Source organism: Shinella lacus (assembly GCF_010994755.1).
Taxonomy (GTDB): Bacteria; Pseudomonadota; Alphaproteobacteria; order Rhizobiales; family Rhizobiaceae; genus Shinella; species Shinella lacus.
The window spans coordinates 391,005-409,642 of the sequence record NZ_WHSB02000002.1 but is presented as its reverse complement, the minus strand read 5'-3'; the positions used below and the strand labels follow the sequence as shown (position 1 = coordinate 409,642).

At 64.5% G+C, this 18,638-nt stretch carries 17 protein-coding genes; 6 read left to right on the top strand and 11 right to left on the bottom strand.

The window, feature by feature from the left end; genetic code table 11:
- Positions 1-64: 64 nt before the first annotated feature.
- The 9 genes from lpdA to GB927_RS06470 form a co-directional block, all read right to left on the bottom strand.
- Entirely contained in the window at positions 65-1,510 is a 1,446-nt protein-coding gene (lpdA, locus tag GB927_RS06510; RefSeq protein WP_256115854.1) for a dihydrolipoyl dehydrogenase, read from the bottom strand.
- A gap of 58 nt (positions 1,511-1,568) precedes the next feature.
- Entirely contained in the window at positions 1,569-2,210 is a 642-nt protein-coding gene (locus GB927_RS06505; RefSeq protein WP_256115853.1) for an SGNH/GDSL hydrolase family protein, read from the bottom strand.
- A 16-nt stretch (positions 2,211-2,226) separates the two neighbouring features.
- Entirely contained in the window at positions 2,227-3,576 is a 1,350-nt protein-coding gene (locus tag GB927_RS06500; RefSeq protein WP_256115852.1) for a pyruvate dehydrogenase complex dihydrolipoamide acetyltransferase, read from the bottom strand.
- Between the two features lie 15 nt (positions 3,577-3,591).
- On the bottom strand, positions 3,592-4,974 hold the full coding sequence (locus GB927_RS06495; RefSeq protein WP_256115851.1) for a pyruvate dehydrogenase complex E1 component subunit beta: 1,383 nt from the start codon (positions 4,972-4,974) through the stop codon (positions 3,592-3,594).
- Between the two features lie 19 nt (positions 4,975-4,993).
- Positions 4,994-6,040, bottom strand: a complete 1,047-nt coding sequence (gene pdhA / locus GB927_RS06490) for a pyruvate dehydrogenase (acetyl-transferring) E1 component subunit alpha (RefSeq protein WP_256115850.1) — start codon at positions 6,038-6,040, stop codon at positions 4,994-4,996.
- Positions 6,041-6,189: 149 nt separating this feature from the next.
- Positions 6,190-6,498, bottom strand: coding sequence for an FtsB family cell division protein (locus tag GB927_RS06485; RefSeq protein WP_256115849.1), 309 nt, complete (start codon positions 6,496-6,498; stop codon positions 6,190-6,192).
- A gap of 458 nt (positions 6,499-6,956) precedes the next feature.
- On the bottom strand, positions 6,957-8,231 hold the full coding sequence (gene eno / locus GB927_RS06480) for a phosphopyruvate hydratase (RefSeq protein ID WP_256115848.1): 1,275 nt from the start codon (positions 8,229-8,231) through the stop codon (positions 6,957-6,959).
- A gap of 130 nt (positions 8,232-8,361) precedes the next feature.
- A complete protein-coding gene (kdsA, locus tag GB927_RS06475) occupies positions 8,362-9,201 on the bottom strand; it encodes a 3-deoxy-8-phosphooctulonate synthase (RefSeq protein ID WP_256115847.1) in 840 nt (279 codons plus the stop codon).
- 1 nt (position 9,202) lies between these two features.
- Positions 9,203-10,096: a VOC family protein gene (locus tag GB927_RS06470; protein ID WP_256115846.1), complete on the bottom strand. Its 894-nt coding sequence runs from the start codon at positions 10,094-10,096 to the stop codon at positions 9,203-9,205.
- A gap of 57 nt (positions 10,097-10,153) precedes the next feature.
- Between GB927_RS06470 and GB927_RS06465 the strand changes: the two genes are divergently transcribed.
- The 3 genes from GB927_RS06465 (at position 10,154) to GB927_RS06455 (ending at position 13,708) form a co-directional block, all read left to right on the top strand.
- Entirely contained in the window at positions 10,154-11,485 is a 1,332-nt protein-coding gene (locus GB927_RS06465; protein ID WP_256115845.1) for an NAD(P)/FAD-dependent oxidoreductase, read from the top strand.
- Positions 11,486-11,563: 78 nt separating this feature from the next.
- Positions 11,564-12,304, top strand: coding sequence for a metallophosphoesterase family protein (locus GB927_RS06460; RefSeq protein WP_256116182.1), 741 nt, complete (start codon positions 11,564-11,566; stop codon positions 12,302-12,304).
- Positions 12,305-13,708 (top strand): bifunctional serine/threonine-protein kinase/universal stress protein, encoded by a 1,404-nt coding sequence (locus tag GB927_RS06455; protein WP_256115844.1) that lies wholly within the window; start codon positions 12,305-12,307, stop codon positions 13,706-13,708. It abuts the gene before it with no gap.
- Positions 13,709-13,711: 3 nt separating this feature from the next.
- Here the strand turns inward: GB927_RS06455 and GB927_RS06450 are convergent, their stop codons facing one another.
- Positions 13,712-14,671 (bottom strand): GlxA family transcriptional regulator, encoded by a 960-nt coding sequence (locus tag GB927_RS06450; protein ID WP_256115843.1) that lies wholly within the window; start codon positions 14,669-14,671, stop codon positions 13,712-13,714.
- A gap of 100 nt (positions 14,672-14,771) precedes the next feature.
- Between GB927_RS06450 and GB927_RS06445 the strand changes: the two genes are divergently transcribed.
- Positions 14,772-15,317, top strand: coding sequence for a cysteine hydrolase family protein (locus tag GB927_RS06445; RefSeq protein WP_256115842.1), 546 nt, complete (start codon positions 14,772-14,774; stop codon positions 15,315-15,317).
- A gap of 195 nt (positions 15,318-15,512) precedes the next feature.
- The gene (locus GB927_RS06440; RefSeq protein ID WP_256116181.1) at positions 15,513-16,658 is read left to right on the top strand and encodes a ceramide glucosyltransferase; all 1,146 of its coding nucleotides are present in this window, start codon (positions 15,513-15,515) and stop codon (positions 16,656-16,658) included.
- 4 nt (positions 16,659-16,662) lie between these two features.
- On the opposite strand, the gene GB927_RS06435 is transcribed toward GB927_RS06440, so the two are convergent.
- The gene (locus GB927_RS06435; RefSeq protein ID WP_256115841.1) at positions 16,663-17,253 is read right to left on the bottom strand and encodes a TetR/AcrR family transcriptional regulator; all 591 of its coding nucleotides are present in this window, start codon (positions 17,251-17,253) and stop codon (positions 16,663-16,665) included.
- Positions 17,254-17,371: 118 nt separating this feature from the next.
- Between GB927_RS06435 and GB927_RS06430 the strand changes: the two genes are divergently transcribed.
- Positions 17,372-18,595: an MFS transporter gene (locus GB927_RS06430; RefSeq protein WP_256115840.1), complete on the top strand. Its 1,224-nt coding sequence runs from the start codon at positions 17,372-17,374 to the stop codon at positions 18,593-18,595.
- Positions 18,596-18,638: the final 43 nt, after the last annotated feature.

The window sequence follows — 18,638 nt, the reverse complement described above, 5'->3', positions numbered from 1 at the left end:
AGCGCCTGCCCTGCGGACCCTGAAAGAGTGAGCCCGCCTCATGTGGAGGCGGGCTTTAGCACGTTCAAGCGTTCAGCGCACGCCCATAGGCATCCAGCACGCTTTCCTTCAGCGTTTCGGAAATCGTCGGATGCGGGAAGATCGTGTGCATCAGCTCTTCCTCGGTGGTTTCGAGGTTCATGGCGATGACGAAACCCTGGATGAGTTCGGTGACTTCCGCGCCGACCAAATGCGCGCCGAGCAGTTCGCCGGTCTTCTTGTCGAAGATCGTCTTGACGAGACCCTGGTCTTCGCCGAGCGCAATGGCCTTGCCGTTGGCGACGAAGGGGAAGCGGCCGACGCGGATGTCGCGGCCCTGTTCCTTGGCCTTGGCTTCCGTGAGACCGACGGAGGCGACCTGCGGATGGCAATAGGTGCAGCCCGGGATCTTCGACTTGTCCATCGGGTGCACGTTCGGCAGACCTGCGATCTTTTCGATGCAGATGACAGCCTCATGCTCCGCCTTGTGGGCGAGCATCGGCGGGCCGGCGACGTCGCCGATGGCGTAGATGCCCGGCACGTTCGTCTTGCCGTAGCCGTCGATGGCGATGAAACCGCGGTCGGTCTTCACGCCGATCGCTTCGAGGCCGATGTTTTCCACGTTGGCCTGCACGCCGACCGCCGAAATCATCCGGTCGGCGGTGATCTTCTCCACCTTGCCGTCCTTCATCTCGACATGGGCGGTGATCGAGTTGGCACCCTTCTCCACTTTGGTGACCTTGGCCTCCAGATGGATCTTCATGCCCTGCTTTTCGAACTGCTTCTTGGCGAGCGCGGAGATTTCCGCATCCTCGACAGGCATCACCGTCTTCATCACTTCGACGACCGTCACGTCGACACCGAGCGTGCGGTAGAAGGAGGCGAATTCGATGCCGATGGCGCCCGAGCCCATGACGAGCAGCGACTTCGGCATCTCTTCCGGCTTCATCGCTTCGAAATAGGTCCAGATCAGCTTGCCGTCCGGCTCGATGCCCGGCAGTGCGCGCGGGCGAGCACCGGTGGCGATGACGATATGCTTTGCGGTGTAGGTGCCCTCGGGCAGCACGTTTTTCGGCAACGGCGCCTGCGGCTGCTGGATCGCCTTGGTCGTCTTGGACACGACGATCTCGCCCGGCTTGGTGATCTTCGCTTCACCCCAGATGATGTCGACCTTGTTCTTCTTCATCAGGAAGCCGACGCCGCCGTTCATGCGCTGGGCAATACCGCGCGAGCGGGCGACGATCGCCTTCAGGTCCGGCGTCACCGAGCCTTCGATCTTGATGCCGTAGTCGCCCGGATGCTGGGCGTAATGGAAGATTTCGGCCGAGCGCAGCAGCGCCTTGGTCGGAATGCAGCCCCAGTTGGAGCAGATGCCGGCGAGGTGCTCGCGCTCGACGATGGCCGTCTTCAGGCCCAACTGGGCGGCGCGGATCGCGGCGATATAGCCGCCCGGACCCGAACCGATAACGATGACGTCGTAAGTCTGAGCCATGTCGTTTCCTGCCTTGTCTCTCGCGCGGGCCAAACGCCGCGTCTCTTGTTCTCTTCGTTCACAGTCCGAGCATCATGCGCACGACGGGCTCCAGCCCGCGGCCAATCGCCCGCGTGTTTTCCGCATCGAGATGCACGCCGTCGAGCGGCGTCGTCTGCGCCACCGAGCCGGCATCGAAGAAGCCGCAGCCGGTCTCGTCCGCAAGGTCCGCATAAAGCGTCGCCAGCATTGCCGATTGCTCGACGCCGCCGGCAAACATTGCCGCAAAAGCGGTGTTCGCCGTCTCGCAGATCGGCGGCGGCGAGACAAGCAGGATCTCCGGCCCCTCCTGCCCGCCGAACGACCAGGCGTGGTGGCGCACCAGATCCACCAGCCGCTCCATGCCCTGCACCGCGCCAAACGCCGTGCCGCAGATCACCGGCTTCATGTCGTTGGCGCCGAGCAGGATGATCACGAGATCGATCGGGTCGTGGCTATGCAGGATCGTCGGCAGGATGCGCGCGCCATTGCGATCGCAATCCGCCAGGTGGTCGTCATAGGCGGTGGTGCGGCCATTGAGGCCCTCGGCAATGACGGTGACCTCCGGCCCCAGCGCCTTGGCGAGCACGCTCGGCCAGCGATCCTCGAAGGAATGCCGATCGAGCGTTTCCGCACTGTAGCCCCAGGTGAGACTATCGCCGTAGCAGAGAACCGTTTTCATGGCCGCACTCCGCTTATCAGACGAGCATCCCCATCGGGCTTTCGATGTAGCGCTTGAAGGCGCCGAGCAGTTCGGCCCCCAGCGCGCCGTCGACGCAGCGGTGGTCGGTGGAGAGCGTGACCGTCATCGCGTTGACGATGACCATCTGGCCCTTCTTGACCACGACCCGCTCCGTGCCGGCGCCGACCGCCAGGATCGTCGCATGCGGCGGGTTGACGACGGCGGCGAAGTTCGAGACGCCCATCATGCCCATGTTGGAGACCGCGGTCGTGCCGCCCTGGTATTCTTCGGGCTTCAGCTTGCGTTCCTTGGCCCGCTTGCCGAGGTCCTTCATCTCATTGGAGATGGCCGACAGGCTTTTCAGCTCGGCCTTGCGGATGATCGGCGTGATCAGGCCGCCCGGGATCGACACGGCAACACCGACATCGGCGTGCTTGTGCTTGACCATGTTGGTGTCGGTCCAGGAGACGTTGGCATCCGGAACATCCCGCAGGGCAAGCGCCATGGCCTTGATCACCATGTCGTTGACCGAGAGCTTGTAGGCCGGCTTGTCGTCCTTGCGCGGTGCGGAATCGTTGATCTGGGCGCGCAGCGCCAGCAGCGCATCGAGTTCCACATCGACCGAGACGTAGAAGTGCGGGATCGTCTGCTTGGATTCCTGCAGGCGCTTGGCAATCGTCTTGCGCATGCCGTCATGCGGCACGAGCTCGTAGGAGCCCTGCTCGAACAGCTTGAGCACGGCCTCTTCCGACATGCCCTTGGGGGCTGCGGCGGGTGCGGCCGAGGCGGCAGCAGCCGGAGCTGCGGCAGCGGCAGGCTTTGCACCGCCGGAGGCGACCGCCTTTTCCACGTCACTCTTCACCACGCGGCCATGCGGACCGGAACCGGTGATCGCCTTGATGTCGATGCCGGCATCCTTGGCGATGCGGCGGGCGAGCGGCGAGGAGAACAGGCCGTTGCCGTCCTTGGCAGGCGCCGAAGCAGCAGCAGCCGGCGCCGCAGCAGCTGGCGCAGCGGCGGCAGCAGGCTTTTCCGCTTCCTTCGGCGCTTCGGCCTTGGCTTCCGCCTTCGGGGCCTCGGCCTTTGCCGAACCACCGCCGGCAGCGGCTGCCGATACATCTTCACCGTCGGCGGCGAGGATGGCGATCAGGCTGTTGACCTTCACGCCTTCCGTGCCCGCCGGAATGACGATCTTGGCGACAACGCCCTCGTCGACGGCCTCGACTTCCATCGTCGCCTTGTCGGTCTCGATCTCGGCGATGACGTCACCGGATTTCACGGTGTCGCCTTCCTTGACGAGCCACTTGGCGAGGTTGCCCTCTTCCATGGTGGGCGAGAGGGCGGGCATCGTAATGTTGATCGGCATGGATGCGCCCTCCCCTTATTTGTAGCAGACGGTTTTGACCGCCTGGACGACTTCGCCGACATTCGGCAGCGCCAGCTTTTCGAGGTTTGCGGCATAGGGCATCGGAACGTCCTTGCCGGCGATCGTCAGGATCGGCGCATCGAGATAGTCGAAGGCCTGCTGCATGACGCGGGTCGCGATCTCGGTGCCGACGGAGGACTGCGGATAGCCTTCCTCGACGACGACAAGACGGCCGGTCTTCTTGACCGATTCGATGACGGTCGGCAGGTCCATCGGGCGGATGGTGCGAAGGTCGATCAGTTCGACGTCGATGCCGTCCTTTTCGAGTTCCGCAATCGCCTTCAGCGCATAGGTCATGCCGATGCCGAAGGAGACGACGGTGACATCGCTGCCCTTCTTGTGAATGCGCGCCTTGCCGATCGGCAGCACGAAATCGTCCAGCTTCGGCACTTCGAACTGCTGGCCGTAGAGGATTTCGTTTTCGAGGAAAATGACCGGGTTCGGGTCGCGGATGGCGGCCTTCAAGAGGCCCTTCGCGTCGGCTGCCGTGTAGGGCATGACGACCTTGAGGCCCGGAATGTGGCTGTACCAGGCGGCATAGCACTGCGAGTGCTGGGCCGCGACGCGCGCCGCTGCCCCGTTCGGGCCGCGGAAGACGATCGGCGCGCCCATCTGGCCGCCCGACATGTAGAGCGTCTTGGCGGCGGAGTTGATGATCTGGTCGATCGCCTGCATGGCGAAGTTGAAGGTCATGAACTCGACGATCGGCTTCAGGCCCGTCATGGCCGCGCCGACGCCGACGCCGGCAAAGCCGTGTTCGGTGATCGGCGTGTCGATGACGCGGCGGTCGCCGAATTCCTGGAGAAGGCCCTGCGTGATCTTGTAGGCGCCCTGGTATTCGGCCACTTCCTCGCCCATGACGAAGACGTCGCCGTCGCGGCGCATTTCTTCCGCCATGGCGTCGCGCAGCGCTTCGCGCACCGTCGTCATCACCATTTCGGTGCCGGCCGGGATATCCGGATCGGCGGCAGCTTCGGTCTTCGGCGCAGCCGGAACGGGCGCGGAGGCAGCCGGTGCCGGCTCGGAAGCCTTGGGCGCCTCGGCTTCGGCCGGCTTTTCAGCGGCCTTCGGTGCGGCGGCGGCATCGGCGCTTTCGCCGTCCTGCAGCAGCACGGCGATCGCCGTGTTGACCTTGACGCCCTCGGTGCCGGCGGCGATCAGGATCTTGCCGATCACGCCTTCATCGACGGCTTCGACTTCCATCGTCGCCTTGTCGGTTTCGATTTCGGCGATCACGTCGCCGGACTTGACGGTGTCACCCTCGTTCTTGACCCACTTGGAGAGCGTGCCCTCCTCCATGGTCGGAGACAGGGCGGGCATGAGAATCTCGATTGGCATTTTTCGTCCCTCCCCGGATTTACAGCAGGATGTCGGTGTAGAGCTCGGATGCATCCGGCTCCGGATCGGCCTGCGCAAAATCGGCGCTGTCGGCGACGATGTCACGGACGTCCTTGTCGATCTTCTTGAGATCGTCTTCGCTTGCCCACTTGTTTTCCAGAAGACGGGCGCGCACCTGCTCGATCGGGTCGTGCTCGGAGCGCATCTTCTGCACTTCGTCCTTCGAGCGATACTTCGCCGGGTCGGACATGGAGTGGCCGCGATAGCGGTAGGTCTGCATTTCGAGGATGACCGGACCCTTGCCAGCGCGGCAATGTTCCACGGCCTCGTCGGCGGCAGCCTTCACCGCGCGCACATCCATGCCATCCACCTGGAAACCGGGGATGTTGAAGGACGCGCCGCGATGCGAGAAATCGGTCTGGGCGGAGGCGCGCGAAACGGACGTGCCCATGGCGTAGCGGTTGTTCTCGATCACGTAGACGACCGGCAGCTTCCAGAGAGCCGCCATGTTGAAGCTCTCGTAGACCTGGCCCTGGTTGGCAGCGCCGTCGCCGAAATAGGCGAGCGAAACATTGTCGTTGCCGCGGTAGCGGTTGGCGAAGGCGAGACCCGTGCCGAGCGAAACCTGTCCGCCGACGATGCCGTGGCCGCCGTAAAAGTTCTTTTCCTTGGAGAACATGTGCATGGAGCCGCCCTTGCCCTTGGAAAGGCCGCCGCGACGTCCGGTCAGTTCCGCCATCACGCCGCGCGGGCTCATACCGCAAGCGAGCATATGGCCGTGGTCACGATAACCGGTGATGACCTGGTCACCTTCCTTCAGCGCCAGTTGCATGCCGACGACGACAGCTTCCTGGCCGATATAGAGGTGACAGAAGCCGCCGATGAAGCCCATGCCGTAGAGCTGGCCGGCCTTCTCCTCGAAACGCCGGATCAACAGCATCTCGCGGTAGGCTTTGAGGTCGTCTTCCTTGGAGAATTCGGCGATGGTGCCGCCGGTGAAGTCTTTTTTGACAGGCTTAGCCGCTGTCTTGCGGCTGGACGTGGACGCGGTTTTACGCGGAGCCATGCGTTCCTCCCTATGTTTGCCTCTTGTTGGAAACCATAGGGGAGAAATTCCGCATCAGCAATGCCATAAATGCATGGCTTATATTCTTTGTAAGTCGCTGATTAGTAAGGGAGATTTACGATTAACCTGATTTCAGTTAATCCACACTCCTAGTGGAAAATCACGATTTCGTCGGCTCTGGACATGTTGAGATAGGAGCGCGCTTTTTCATCCAGCATGTCGCGCTCCAGCGAGCCGTCGCTCATCAGAGCCACTTCTTTTTCCAGGATTTGGCGCTGACGCACGAGTATGTCCAGGCGCGCCTGACGCTCCACTCTCTGCCGTTCGAAATCCTCCATCCCCCTGAGGCCGAAATCGCCGTGCACGGAATGATAGCCGAAGTAGGAAAGGAATGCGACCGTAATTACCGGCAGGGTAAGCCGGCCGAATTTCCGCTTTTTATGATGTTTGGTCCACATGCAAGTGCCCCGATACGCAATACGGATTTCATACTAGCGCCAAGGGGTTAACCGATCATTGACCATGATGGGCGGGGCGCGGAAAAAGCCATGCGGCACGCAGCGCGAGACGGGCAGCGTCGTGCGCGCAGCATGGATCCTCGGGTCAAGCCCGAGGATGACGAAGGAGAGGTGGTGAGGACAAGAAGTAGGAGAGAGAACTCGTCGAGAGATCGGACTTGAGGAGGCCAGAGGATATCTCCAGATGCCCGCGATACCTAGGCGCGCACGGAACACTGCGCCGCATGCCGCACCGTTCGCTGGGGGGGGAAACAGTCCCTCCCCTCCGTCATCCTCGGGCTCGACCCGAGGATCCACACCCCTCCCGCGACGAGAAAAAAGACCCCTCAGGGCGCTTAAAAAACAAAACCCGCACCTTGCGATGCGGGTTTTGCCATTTTGGAGAAACTGTTTGTCGATCAGCCGCGCAGGATGCCTCGGCCGGCAAATTTCGCCTGCGGACCGAGCTGCTCCTCGATGCGGATCAGCTGGTTGTACTTGGCGGTACGGTCGGAGCGGGCGAGCGAGCCGGTCTTGATCTGGCCGCAGTTCGTGGCGACCGCGAGGTCGGCGATCGTCGAGTCCTCGGTTTCGCCCGAACGGTGCGACATGACGGCGGTATAGCTCGCCTTGTGCGCGGTCTCGACGGCGTCGAGCGTTTCGGAGAGCGAGCCGATCTGGTTGACCTTGACGAGGATCGAGTTGGCAACGCCCATCTTGATGCCGTCGCGCAGGCGCGCCGAGTTGGTGACGAACAGGTCGTCGCCGACGAGCTGGACCTTCTTGCCGATCTTGTCGGTCAGCGACTTCCAGCCGTCCCAGTCGTCTTCCGCCATGCCGTCCTCGATCGAGAAGATCGGGTATTTTGCGGCAAGTTCCGCCAGGTAATCGGCCATGGCTTCCGGCTCCAGCGTGCGGCCTTCGCCTTCGAGCACGTATTTGCCGTCCTTGAAGAATTCGGTCGAGGCGCAATCGAGCGCGATATACATGTCTTCGCCGGGCTTGTAGCCGGCTTTCTCGATCGACTTCATGATGAAATCGAGGGCGGCCGGCGCGGATGCGAGACCCGGCGCGAAGCCGCCTTCGTCACCGACATTGGTGTTATGGCCATCGGCAGCGAGCTGCTTCTTCAGCGTGTGGAACACTTCCGAACCCATGCGCACGGCGTCGCGGATGTTGTCGGCGCCGACGGGCACGATCATGAATTCCTGGAAGTCGATCGGGTTGTCAGCATGCGCGCCGCCGTTGATGATGTTCATCATCGGCACTGGCAGGATGCGGGCGTTCGGGCCGCCGACATAGCGGTAGAGCGGCAGGTTGGCGGCTTCGGCGGCAGCCTTGGCGACGGCGAGCGACACGCCGAGAATGGCGTTGGCGCCGAGGCGGGCCTTGTTCGGCGTGCCGTCGAGCTCGATCAGCGCCTGGTCGATCAGGATCTGGTCTTCGGCTTCGAGCCCGCCGACCGCTTCGAAGATTTCGCCGTTGACGGCGGCGACCGCATTTTCGACACCCTTGCCGAGGTAGCGCTTGCCACCGTCACGCAGTTCGACGGCTTCGTGCGCGCCGGTCGAGGCGCCCGAGGGAACGGCGGCGCGGCCGAAGCTGCCATCTTCCAGATGCACGTCCACTTCGACGGTGGGATTGCCGCGGCTGTCGAGAATCTCGCGGCCGATGATGTCGATGATAGCGGTCATGGATATCGTCCTGTTTCTGGGTTTATAAATCGATTAAAATCTCTCTTAATCGATGATGCGGAAATTACAATGGCTGAGCCGCGACGAGCGGCAACGGATGACACGCCTCTGTGTCATCCGTTTGAAGCCGTCACGCCTTGGTGATGTCGTCGAAGGCGATGAGCTTTTCGAGAAGCCGCGGCATGTCCTTCAGGTGCACCATGTTCGGGCCGTCCGAAGGCGCGTTGTCCGGGTCCTCATGCGTCTCGATGAACAGGCCGGCAACACCGACGGCGACCGCTGCACGGGCCAAAGTCTCGACGAATTCGCGCTGGCCGCCGGAAGAACCACCCTGCCCGCCCGGCTGCTGCACCGAATGGGTCGCATCGAAGACGACCGGCGCGCCGAGCGAGGCCATGATCGGCAGCGAGCGCATGTCGGAGACCAGCGTGTTGTAGCCGAAGGAGGCGCCGCGTTCGCACAGCAGCACGTTCGGATTACCGCTCTCGGTGAATTTCGCCAGCACGTTTTTCATGTCCCAGGGGGCCAGGAACTGGCCCTTCTTGACGTTAATCGTGCGGCCGGTCTTGGCGGCAGCGATGAGCAGGTCCGTCTGGCGCGACAGGAAAGCGGGGATCTGCAGGATGTCGGCAGTTTCGGCGACGATCGCGCACTGCTCTTCCGTATGAATGTCGGTCAGCACGGGAAAGCCGTAATCCTTCTTGAGGTCGGCGAAGATTTCCATGGCCTTTTCAAGCCCGATGCCGCGCTTGCCGGACAGCGAGGTGCGGTTCGCCTTGTCGAAGGAGGACTTGTATACGAGGCCGAGGCCGAGCTTGTCGCAGAGTTCGACGAGCGTGCCGGCGATCATGTAGGCATGGTCGCGGCTCTCCATCTGGCAGGGGCCGGCGATCAGCGCAAAACGCTTGTCCTGGGCAAAGGTGACCTTCTTGGCGCCTTCGCCGACGACGACTGTGGTATTGGCTTTCATCTCATTCTCCGAAGACAAAAAGGACGCCCTGCCCCGGTGCCGGTGGCACCAGAAGGCGGTTGTCCCGTTGATGGAAGGTGACACCGCGCTCCGTCAGCAGGCGGTGACATTCCGATAGATTCTCGACAGTGAACACGACCGCGCGTCCCTTGAGTCCGCGATCCGTGCCGGCAAGCGGCGAGAGACCGTAAAACCCTTCGAGCCCCGCATCGTTCAGCACCGTGATGCGGCCGCGCGGCGTATCGACGGACATGCCGAAGGACAGGGCCTCGACCTCGCGTTCGTCGGCCGCTTCCTGCACGAGATACTGGAAATCGGTCGGGTTCTGCTCCGAGAGCACGACTTCAGACAGGGCGATCACGCCGTTTTCATGGCTTTCCAGCGCCTTGCGGTCGGAGGGCAGCGGCAGGATGCGCTGCGAGGCGAAGAAGAAGAAATCTGGGCTGCGCAGGTCGGCAGCAAAGGCCAGGCGGAAGCTGCCGGTCGCCGACGTGCCGTCGGGCAGCAGCATATCGCGGGAAAACTCCAGAACCTCGCCGCCGGAAATGCCGGACGACGTGTAGCGCTGGTCGTCTTCCCAGGCATCGCCGCTGGCCATGGCGATGGCGGAAAAACCTTCGATACCGCGGCGGAAACGAAAGGCCTGGTCGCGCGCGACGAAGACATTGCCGCCGCGCGCGGCCTCTTCGCATTCCTCGCGATTGGCGATGCCGAGCGGCTCCAGATAGCTGCCGTCGGCGAGGAAAACGCAACAGTTTTCCGTGCCGAACGGGTGGCGGGCATCCTTGGCGACGGTGAAGCCGAGCGCCGTCAGGCGTTCACGGGCAATTCCGAGGTCGGACACCGGCAGCACCAGATGATCGATCGGGCGGGGCGTTCTCGAACTCACGGTCATGGGTAAAAATCCGGTCGTGTTTCAGGCGCCTCGTGCTTTGCCTGCTTTCCGCCCGCAATGCAAGCACCAGCGCCGCGCGCGGCGGGCCGCTGGAACTTTTCCGTCGCCCGGCCATTCCGGAAGACCCCTCTTGACCGGAGCACTCCCATTCTCAAGAACAACGAGATTACTCGGCAGCGCGATCTCCACGAGTCACGCCCTGTCTGGGCCGGTTCGCCGCGCATTACGCTCCGCACCCGCAAGAAGCCCGCCCGTGACACCTATGACGTCATCATCGTCGGCGCCGGCATTTCCGGCGCGCTGATGGCGCATGCGCTGGCGGACGGGCGCCGCTCCGTGCTCGTCGTCGACCGCCGCCGCCCGGTGCATGGCAGCACGCTCGCTAGCACCGCGATGATCCAGCACGAAATCGACATTCCCCTGCATGTGCTCACCGGCATGATCGGCGAGGAGAAGGCGCGCCGCGCCTGGCAACGCTCGGGACGCGCCGTCGAGCAACTGACGCGCATCGTCGCGGACCTCGACTTTTCCTGCGGCTTCGAGCGCAAGAAGACGCTGTTTCTGGCTGGCGACGAATATGGCAGCCGCGCCCTGCGCACGGAGCTCCACGCCCGCCACGCCGCCGGCATCAAGGCGGATTTCCTCGACACCGCGGCACTTCGGGATGGCTTCTCCATAGACCGCACCGGCGCGATCCTCAGCGACATTTCCGCCTCCGCCAACCCCGCCCAGATGGCCGCCGGCATCCTGCGCGCCTCTGTGTCGCGCGGCGTCGAGGTGGTGAGCCCGCTGGAAATCACCGATGTGCGCTCGACGACGCAAGGCGTCTTCCTCGCCACCGCCGACGGCAAGATCATCTCCGCCGGCCACGCCGTCTTCTGCTCCGGCTATGAATTCCTGGAAGCCGTCGCGCACAAGGACCATGCCATCATCTCCACCTGGGCGATCGCCACCCCGCCGGCCATCGACCTGCCCGACTGGCTGAAGGAATGCATCGTCTGGGAGGGTGCCGATCCCTATCTCTATCTTCGCCGCTCCCGCGACGGCCGGCTGATTGCCGGCGGCGAGGACGAGGAGGACGAAGAGGCTTTCGCCTCGCCGCAGAAGCTGAAGAACAAGGCGAAGACCATTCGCAAGAAGGCCGAAGCCCTGCTCGGCATTTCGCTGCCGGAGCCCGACTATTCCTGGGCAGCGCCCTTCGGCACCACCCGCACCGGCCTGCCGCTCATCGGCCGCGTGCCCGGCATGGACAATGTCTTCGCCGTCATGGGCTTCGGCGGCAACGGCATCACCTTCAGCCAGATCGCCGCCGAGATCGTGTCGTCGGAGATCGCCGGTCATGGGGACGCGGACGCCGACCTTTTCGCCATCCGCAACGCCGATTCCTGACGATCGGCAGGATGACCGGCGCGATATTCCCCTTCCGTCGAATGGCTGCGGGCGGCAAGGCACGGTATGGTCGGCACCATGCGCATCGCCATCCTCTCCGATATTCACGCCAACCGCGAAGCCTTCGAAGCCGCCCTCGCCGCAGCGAATGCGGCGGGTGCCGAGCGTTTCGTGCTGCTCGGCGATATCGTCGGATACGGCGCGGACCCCGAATGGTGCGCGGAACAAGCGATGGCGATGGCCGCAGGCGGCGCCATCGTGCTGCGCGGCAACCATGACGACGCCGTCGGGAACACCGCCGTCTCGATGAATGCGACGGCGACCATGGCAATCGAATGGACGCGCCGGCAGCTCGGCAGCGAGACCCGCGCCTTCCTGGCCGGCCTGCCCATGAAGGCACGCGAGGAGGATTGCCTCTTCCTGCATGCCGATGCCAGCGCACCGGCGGACTGGAACTATGTGCTCGACGCCAGCGATGCCGGCCAGCATCTCGGCGCCTGCGATGCGCGCGTCAGCTTCTGCGGCCATGTGCACAAGCCGGCGCTCTATTGCACCGCGCCGGGCGGCAAGGTCACGCACTTCCGCCCCGTCGCCGCCACCCCGGTGCCGCTTCTGCCGCAGCGCCGCTGGCTTGCCGTCATGGGCGCGGTCGGCCAGCCGCGCGACGGCAATCCCTGCGCCGCCTTCGCGCTCTACGATACCCAAAGCGCCGAACTGCGCTTCCTGCGCGCCGCCTACGATGTGGAAAAGGCAGCGCAAAAAATCAACGCGGCCGGGCTGCCGGCCTCCCTCGCCGATCGCCTTTTCGAGGGGCGCTAGATGGTCCATGTGCGGCTGAAACCCGGCGACGTGATCGACGGCTTCGCCATCGAAGGCATAGCGCACAATGGCGGCATGGCGCGTATCTGGCAGGTCAGCCGGCCGGATATCGATTTCCCGATCCTCATGAAGGTGCCGGTCATCGGCGAGGGCGACGATCCTGCCGCCATCGTCGGCTTCGAGATGGAGCAGATGATCCTGCCCCGCCTTTCCGGCCCGCATGTGCCGCGCTTCGTCGCCAACGGCGATTTCGCCACGCTGCCCTATATCGTCATGGAGCGCCTGCCCGGCGCCTCGCTCTATCCCCTGCTGGAGCGGCTTCCCCTGCCGCCGGAGGAGGTGGCGGCACTCGGCGCGAAAATTGCCGTCGCGCTCGATTCGCTGCACCGCCAGCATGTCGTGCATCTCGACCTGAAACCCTCCAACGTGATGTTCCGCGAGAGCGGCGAGGCCGTGCTGATCGACTACGGCCTCGCCCGACACGTCCACCTGCCGGACCTGATGGACGAGCAGTTCCGCCTGCCCTATGGCACCGCGCCCTACATGGCGCCCGAACAGGTGCTCGGCACGCGCAGCGACTTTCGAAGCGACCTCTTTGCACTCGGCGTCATGCTCTATTTCTTCGCCACCGGCGAGCGGCCCTTCGGCGACCCGCAGCGGCTGAAAGGCCTGAAACGCCGGCTCTGGCGCGATCCGCTGCCACCGCGCGCCCGCAACGCCGCGATACCGCCCGCCCTCCAGGAAATCATCCTGCGATGCCTGGAGGTGAACCCGGCCTGGCGCTATCCGAGTGCCGCCCAGCTCGCGCTCGATTTGCAGGACCTCGCCTCCGTCAAGCTGACGGCGCGGGCGGAGAAGATGAAGCGCGACCCACTCGGCATGGTGCTGCGCCGCCGCTTCAATCCCGTGCCGATCGAGACGGTGAAGCCGCAGGCGGCCGAAGCGCAGCTTGCCAATGCGCCGATCGTCGCCGTGGCGATCGATCTTTCAGGCGGCACGGCGGAGCTTGCCGACGCCATGCGGAAAACCGTCACGCGCATCATCGAGAACACGCCGGATGCCCGTATCGCCTGCCTCAACGTGCTGAAAATCAACCGCATCGCCATTGACACCTCGCTGGACGAGGCCGGCCGCAACAAACATGTGCTGCGGCTTGTGGAACTGCGCAACTGGTCGACCGGCCTACCCGCCCCCGGCGGCGGCATCACATTCCATGTGCTGGAAGCCGTCTCGCCCGCCGATGCCATCCTCGCCTATGCCCGGGAAAACTATGTCGATCACATCGTGATGGGCGCGCGCGCCGAATCGGCCATGCGCTCCATGCTCGGCAGCGTCTCCGGCGAGGTGGCCGCGCATGCGCCCTGCACCGTCACCGTGGTGCGCAACCGGCCGCGGCCGGACTGATCGTCATGAGCGGAAGCGCTTGCGGTATTCCCCCGGCGTCAACCCGACGATGCGGGCGAAAACCTTGCGGAACGCGCCGGGATCGACATAGCCGACATCGACGGCGACGCTCTCGACCGAGCGCGTGGTGAATTGCAGCATCTCCTGCGCCTTTGCCACGCGCAGCCGCTGGCAATAATCGGTCGTCGTCAACCCCGTCGCCTTGCGGAAACGCCGCAGGAACGTGCGCGCCTCCAGCCCCGCTTGCGCCGCAAGCCCATCGAGGCCGATCTCCTTCGCCTCGCTCGCCTGCAACCAGTGCTGCACCTTCAGGATTGCCGCATCGCCATGCAGCAGGCGCGGCGAGAAGGTGCTGTAGTAGCGCTGTTCGCGCCCCGGCGGGTCGATGACGAATTGCCGGGCGATCTCCAGCATGATCGTCGGCCCGAGAAAGCGGTCGATCAGCTTCAGCCCGAGATCGACCCAGGCCATCACGCCGCCCGCCGTGAAAATATCGCCGTCGTCGTTGAGGAGGCGATCCGTATCGACATGCACATCCGGAAACCGCATCTCGAACGTCTCCGCGATCACCCAGTTTGTCGTGATCGTGCGGCCGGTCAGAAGCCCGGTCTCGCCGAGCAGGAAGGCGCCGGCGCAGATCGAGGCGAGCTGGATGCCGGCGGCGTGGCATTCGCGCAGCCAGGCGGCGAAGGGTGCGGCATCCTCCCGGCGGATCGGATCGCCAAGTGCGGGCGGCAGCACGAGCACGCAGGGCCGCGACGCCCTGTCGATAGCGCCGCTGGCGTCGATGCGCACGGGTGCACCGTCCTCCAGCCGCCAATGGCTGACCACCAGCGTCGGCCCCGCCCGACCCTTCTCGCCGGCCAGTTCCGTCGCCGAATTGAAGAGATCGGTCATGCCGAGCACGGCGGCCATCTGTACGCCGGGGTAAAGCACCAGTCCGATCTCGGCCGCGTCTGCCATGTCACTTTCACCCTGTATTATGTCGGTATCGCCAATGGCGAGAGATGGCAGGGCAGAGGCACAATGTCCATGACATCAAGCAACAGGGAAAGGACACCCCATGAGCAAACGCGCCGTCATCATCGTCGACCTCCAGAAGGACTATCTCGCCACCGGCAATTTCGCTCTGACCGGCATCGACGCCGCTACCGCCAATGCGGCCCGCGTAGTCGAGGCGGCGCGCGGCAAGGGCGACCGGATCGTGCATGTCCACCACGTCGCCAAGGATGCCGATTCGCCGCTCTTCGCCCCCGGCACGGATGGCATCAACCCGATCCCGGCGATCAAGCCGCAGGACGGCGACACTGTCATCGTCAAGAATTATCCAAACTCGTTTCGCGAGACGACGCTGCAGCAGGCCTTGCAGGCTGACGGCATCGAGGAGGTGGTGGTCGTCGGCGCGATGAGTGACGTCTGCATCGATGCGACGGCGCGCGCGGCGGCCGATCTCGGCTACGGCCTCACCGTCGTGCACGATGCCTGCGCCACGCGCGACAAGGCCTTTGGTGATTCGGTCGTGCCGGCCGCCCAGGTCCATGCCACGATCATGTCGGCGCTGGAATTCGGCTATGGCAAGGTCACGACGACCGCGGACTTCCTCGCATAATCCTGAAAAACCTGACGAAAGCCGTCACCTCCGCGCTCGGCGGGGGTGACTGCCGCCCGTCCACCGGCACGCTTCAGGCCGCTCCAGGGCGGCCCGTCATTCCCGTGTCATGTGACAATGGTGTCTCTTCCCGCGTGAATGAACCCGGCTGCCGCCAGCATGGCCCGGCGCCCTTCGGAGTACGCGTGAATGGACATGGCTCAGGCCTTCGCCCTTGCCTCGGGCGCTCTCGTCGCCACCAATGCCGCAAGCATCCTCATCGCCGGCAGGCGGCTGAAGGCCGTCGATGCCGCCCCGCCGGAAATCGAGGAAAAGCCGCCGGTATCGATCGTCGTTCCCGTGCGCGGCATCGAGAATTTTTCCGCCGAGACGCTTGCCCGCGCCTTCCGCCTCACCTGGCCGGACTATGAACTGCTGTTCTGCGTGGCGCATGCCGGCGACCCGATCATCCCGGAAATCGAGAAGACGGCGGCGGCACACCCCAATGTCGCGGCCCGCATCCTGATCGGCGACGACCGCATCAGCGCCAATCCGAAGCTCAACAATTGCGTCAAGGGCTGGCAGGCGGCGCGCCACGACTGGGTGGTGCTGGCCGATTCGAACGTGCTGATGCCGCCGGACTATATCCAGCACCTGATGGGCGGCTGGCGGATCGATTCGGGCCTCGTCTGCTCGACGCCGCTCGGCTCGCGCCCGGATGGGTTCTGGGCGGAGGTGGAATGCATGTTCCTCAACACCCAGCAGGCGCGCTGGCAATATGCCGGCGAAGCGATAGGCCTCGGCTTCGCGCAGGGCAAGAGCATGCTCTGGTACAAGCCGATGCTCGATGCGAATGGCGGCATCCATGCGCTGAACGCCGAGATCGCCGAGGATGCAGCCTCGACGAAGCTTGTCAGCCGCCTCGGCCTGAAGGTCCATCTCGTCTCCTCGCCCTTCGAGCAGCCGCTGGGTCGGCGCACCGGGCAGGAGATCTGGTCGCGCCAGTGCCGCTGGTCGCGCCTGCGCCGCGTCACCTTCCCTGGCTTCTTCACCCCGGAAATTCTTCTGGGCGCCCTGCCGCCGCTGCTGCTGGCGCTGGTCGCGGCATTGATCGGCGACGCAACGCTCGCGCCCGCCGCCCTCCTGGTGCTGGCCGCCATCTACCTGCCGGAGGTCGCCCTTGCCATGGCCAAGGGCTGGCGGCTTTCCGTCTGGTCGGTGCCGGCGATGATCGTGCGCGACTGCATGATGCCGGCTGTGTGGCTGCGCAGCTGGGTCGGCGGCAATATCGACTGGCGCGGCAACACCATGACGATCGGCACGACCGTCTGTGAGTTGAAGGAAGCGCCCGCGGGCTCGTAACCCGTCAAGCCTTCACCCGCAGCCCGTCCAGCAAAGTCCGGAACCCGCGGACCGCTCGCTTCGACGTCTCCTCCGGCGTTTCGGACTTGGCGATCCACAGCGCCGCATGGCTGCTCGCCCCGTTGATCAGGCGAGCGGCCGTTTCCGTATCGATATCGGCCATCACGCCGTCGTCCTTCAACTGCTCGATGCTGTGGCTGAGCGCGGCAATGCAGCCATTGCTGGTCGGCCATTGCGAGACGTCGCCGAGCACCGCCGGCCCGTCGCGGAACATGATGCGCTGGATTTCCGGCTCCAGCGCCATCTCGATATAGGCGACGCATTCCTCGACGAACCCCTCCCATCGGCTCGGCGCCCCGGCCGAAATCGTGTGCAGCCGCGCCGTCATCTCCGCGTCGATCTGCTGGATGACCGCCTGGAGCAGGCCCTTCTTGTCGCCGAAATGATGATAGAGCGCACCGCGCGTCAGCCCCGCCTCCGCGGTGAAATCATCCATCGACGCTTCCGCATAGCCGACGGTGCCAAAAGCACACCGCCCGGCGGCGATCAGCTTGGCTCTCGTTTCGGCGATCATTTCCTCGCGCGGCTTGCGCATGGCAGCTCCTTTTTACATACGCCGCGTATTTTATTTGACATACGTTGCGTATGCAACTATCTCCTCGACATACGCCACGTATGTAAGTGGCTGACCATTCATTTGCGAGGAGCAGGCCATGGCCAACCCGTATAAAGAGATTTTCAGCGTCCCAGGAACCGTGGGCTTCTCCGCCGCCGGCTTCCTCGCGCGCCTTCCCATCGCCATGGCGCCGATCGGCATCGTCGCCATGCTGTCGCAGACGCGCGGCGAATATTGGCTCGCCGGCGCCGTCTCCGCCACCTTCGCGCTGACCAACGCCCTCATCTCGCCGCAGGTCTCCCGCCTTGTCGACCGTTACGGCCAGGCGGCGGTGCTCACCCCGGCAACCATCGTCTCGGTCGTCGCCTTCCTGCTGCTGATCGCCGGCACCAACCAGGGCTGGCCGGTCTGGACGCTCTTCGCCAGCGCCTTCCTCGCCGCCGCCATGCCGAGCATCCCGGCCATGCTTCGCGCCCGCTGGAGCGAGATTTTTCGCGATCGGCCCGAGCTCAACACCGCCTTCGCCTTCGAATCAGCGGCGGACGAGCTGGTCTATATCGCCGGCGCCTCTCTGTCGGTCGGCCTTGCCGTCGCGCTGTTTCCGGAAGCCGGCATGCTGATCAGCACCGCCTTCCTCGCCGTCGGCAGCTTCTTCTTCCTGCTGCAACGCGGCACGGAACCGCGCATACAATACGTCGCCGGCAGCAAGCCGCAGAAATCGGCGATCCGCCTGCGCCCGGTGCAGATCATCACGCTGGCGCTGATCTTCGTCGGCTCCACCTTCGCAACCGCCGAGGTAAGCGCGGTCGCCATCACCAAGGAACTCGGCCAGCCGAATGCCGCAAGCCTCGTTATCGGCGTCTATGCCATCGGCTCCTTCGTCGTCGGCCTCGTTCTCGGCGCGCTGAACCCGAAGATGGCGCTGCAAAAGCAGTTGTTGATCGCCGTCGCCGTGCTGGCGCTCACCGCCCTGCCGCTGCCCTTCGCCGGCTCGGTGCCGCTGCTGGCCGTCGCGGTCTTCGTGAGCGGTATCGCCATCTCGCCGACCTTCATCACCGCCTTCGGCCTGGTCGAACGCCGCGTGCCCGGCGCCATGCTGACGGAAGGCGTCACCTGGGTCACCACCGGCATCGGCATCGGCATGGCTTTGGGCGCCTTCGTCGCCGGCTGGGCGGTCGACAATTTCGGCGCACAGAACGGCTTCTGGGTCTCCGTCGCCGCCGGCATCGGCGCCCTGCTGACCATCAGCCTCGGCCAGCGCACGCTCGCCGGAGAGGATTGCGACGACAGCGTCTGCCCGCTGGTGCAGGCCGCCGAGTAACCCTCGCCCCCCTGAACACAAAAAGCCCGGCCTGCGCCGGGCT

What these genes read in the sequence shown, in the direction of transcription:
- lpdA (WP_256115854.1), bottom strand. Translation starts at nt 1,510, where the DNA reads ATGGCTCAGACTTACGACGTCATCGTTATCGGTTCGGGTCCGGGCGGC.
- GB927_RS06505 (WP_256115853.1), bottom strand. Translation starts at nt 2,210, where the DNA reads ATGAAAACGGTTCTCTGCTACGGCGATAGTCTCACCTGGGGCTACAGT.
- GB927_RS06500 (WP_256115852.1), bottom strand. Translation starts at nt 3,576, where the DNA reads ATGCCGATCAACATTACGATGCCCGCCCTCTCGCCCACCATGGAAGAG.
- GB927_RS06495 (WP_256115851.1), bottom strand. Translation starts at nt 4,974, where the DNA reads ATGCCAATCGAGATTCTCATGCCCGCCCTGTCTCCGACCATGGAGGAG.
- pdhA (WP_256115850.1), bottom strand. Translation starts at nt 6,040, where the DNA reads ATGGCTCCGCGTAAAACCGCGTCCACGTCCAGCCGCAAGACAGCGGCT.
- GB927_RS06485 (WP_256115849.1), bottom strand. Translation starts at nt 6,498, where the DNA reads ATGTGGACCAAACATCATAAAAAGCGGAAATTCGGCCGGCTTACCCTG.
- eno (WP_256115848.1), bottom strand. Translation starts at nt 8,231, where the DNA reads ATGACCGCTATCATCGACATCATCGGCCGCGAGATTCTCGACAGCCGC.
- kdsA (WP_256115847.1), bottom strand. Translation starts at nt 9,201, where the DNA reads ATGAAAGCCAATACCACAGTCGTCGTCGGCGAAGGCGCCAAGAAGGTC.
- GB927_RS06470 (WP_256115846.1), bottom strand. Translation starts at nt 10,096, where the DNA reads ATGACCGTGAGTTCGAGAACGCCCCGCCCGATCGATCATCTGGTGCTG.
- GB927_RS06465 (WP_256115845.1), top strand. Translation starts at nt 10,154, where the DNA reads ATGCAAGCACCAGCGCCGCGCGCGGCGGGCCGCTGGAACTTTTCCGTC.
- GB927_RS06460 (WP_256116182.1), top strand. Translation starts at nt 11,564, where the DNA reads ATGCGCATCGCCATCCTCTCCGATATTCACGCCAACCGCGAAGCCTTC.
- GB927_RS06455 (WP_256115844.1), top strand. Translation starts at nt 12,305, where the DNA reads ATGGTCCATGTGCGGCTGAAACCCGGCGACGTGATCGACGGCTTCGCC.
- GB927_RS06450 (WP_256115843.1), bottom strand. Translation starts at nt 14,671, where the DNA reads ATGGCAGACGCGGCCGAGATCGGACTGGTGCTTTACCCCGGCGTACAG.
- GB927_RS06445 (WP_256115842.1), top strand. Translation starts at nt 14,772, where the DNA reads ATGAGCAAACGCGCCGTCATCATCGTCGACCTCCAGAAGGACTATCTC.
- GB927_RS06440 (WP_256116181.1), top strand. Translation starts at nt 15,513, where the DNA reads ATGGCTCAGGCCTTCGCCCTTGCCTCGGGCGCTCTCGTCGCCACCAAT.
- GB927_RS06435 (WP_256115841.1), bottom strand. Translation starts at nt 17,253, where the DNA reads ATGCGCAAGCCGCGCGAGGAAATGATCGCCGAAACGAGAGCCAAGCTG.
- GB927_RS06430 (WP_256115840.1), top strand. Translation starts at nt 17,372, where the DNA reads ATGGCCAACCCGTATAAAGAGATTTTCAGCGTCCCAGGAACCGTGGGC.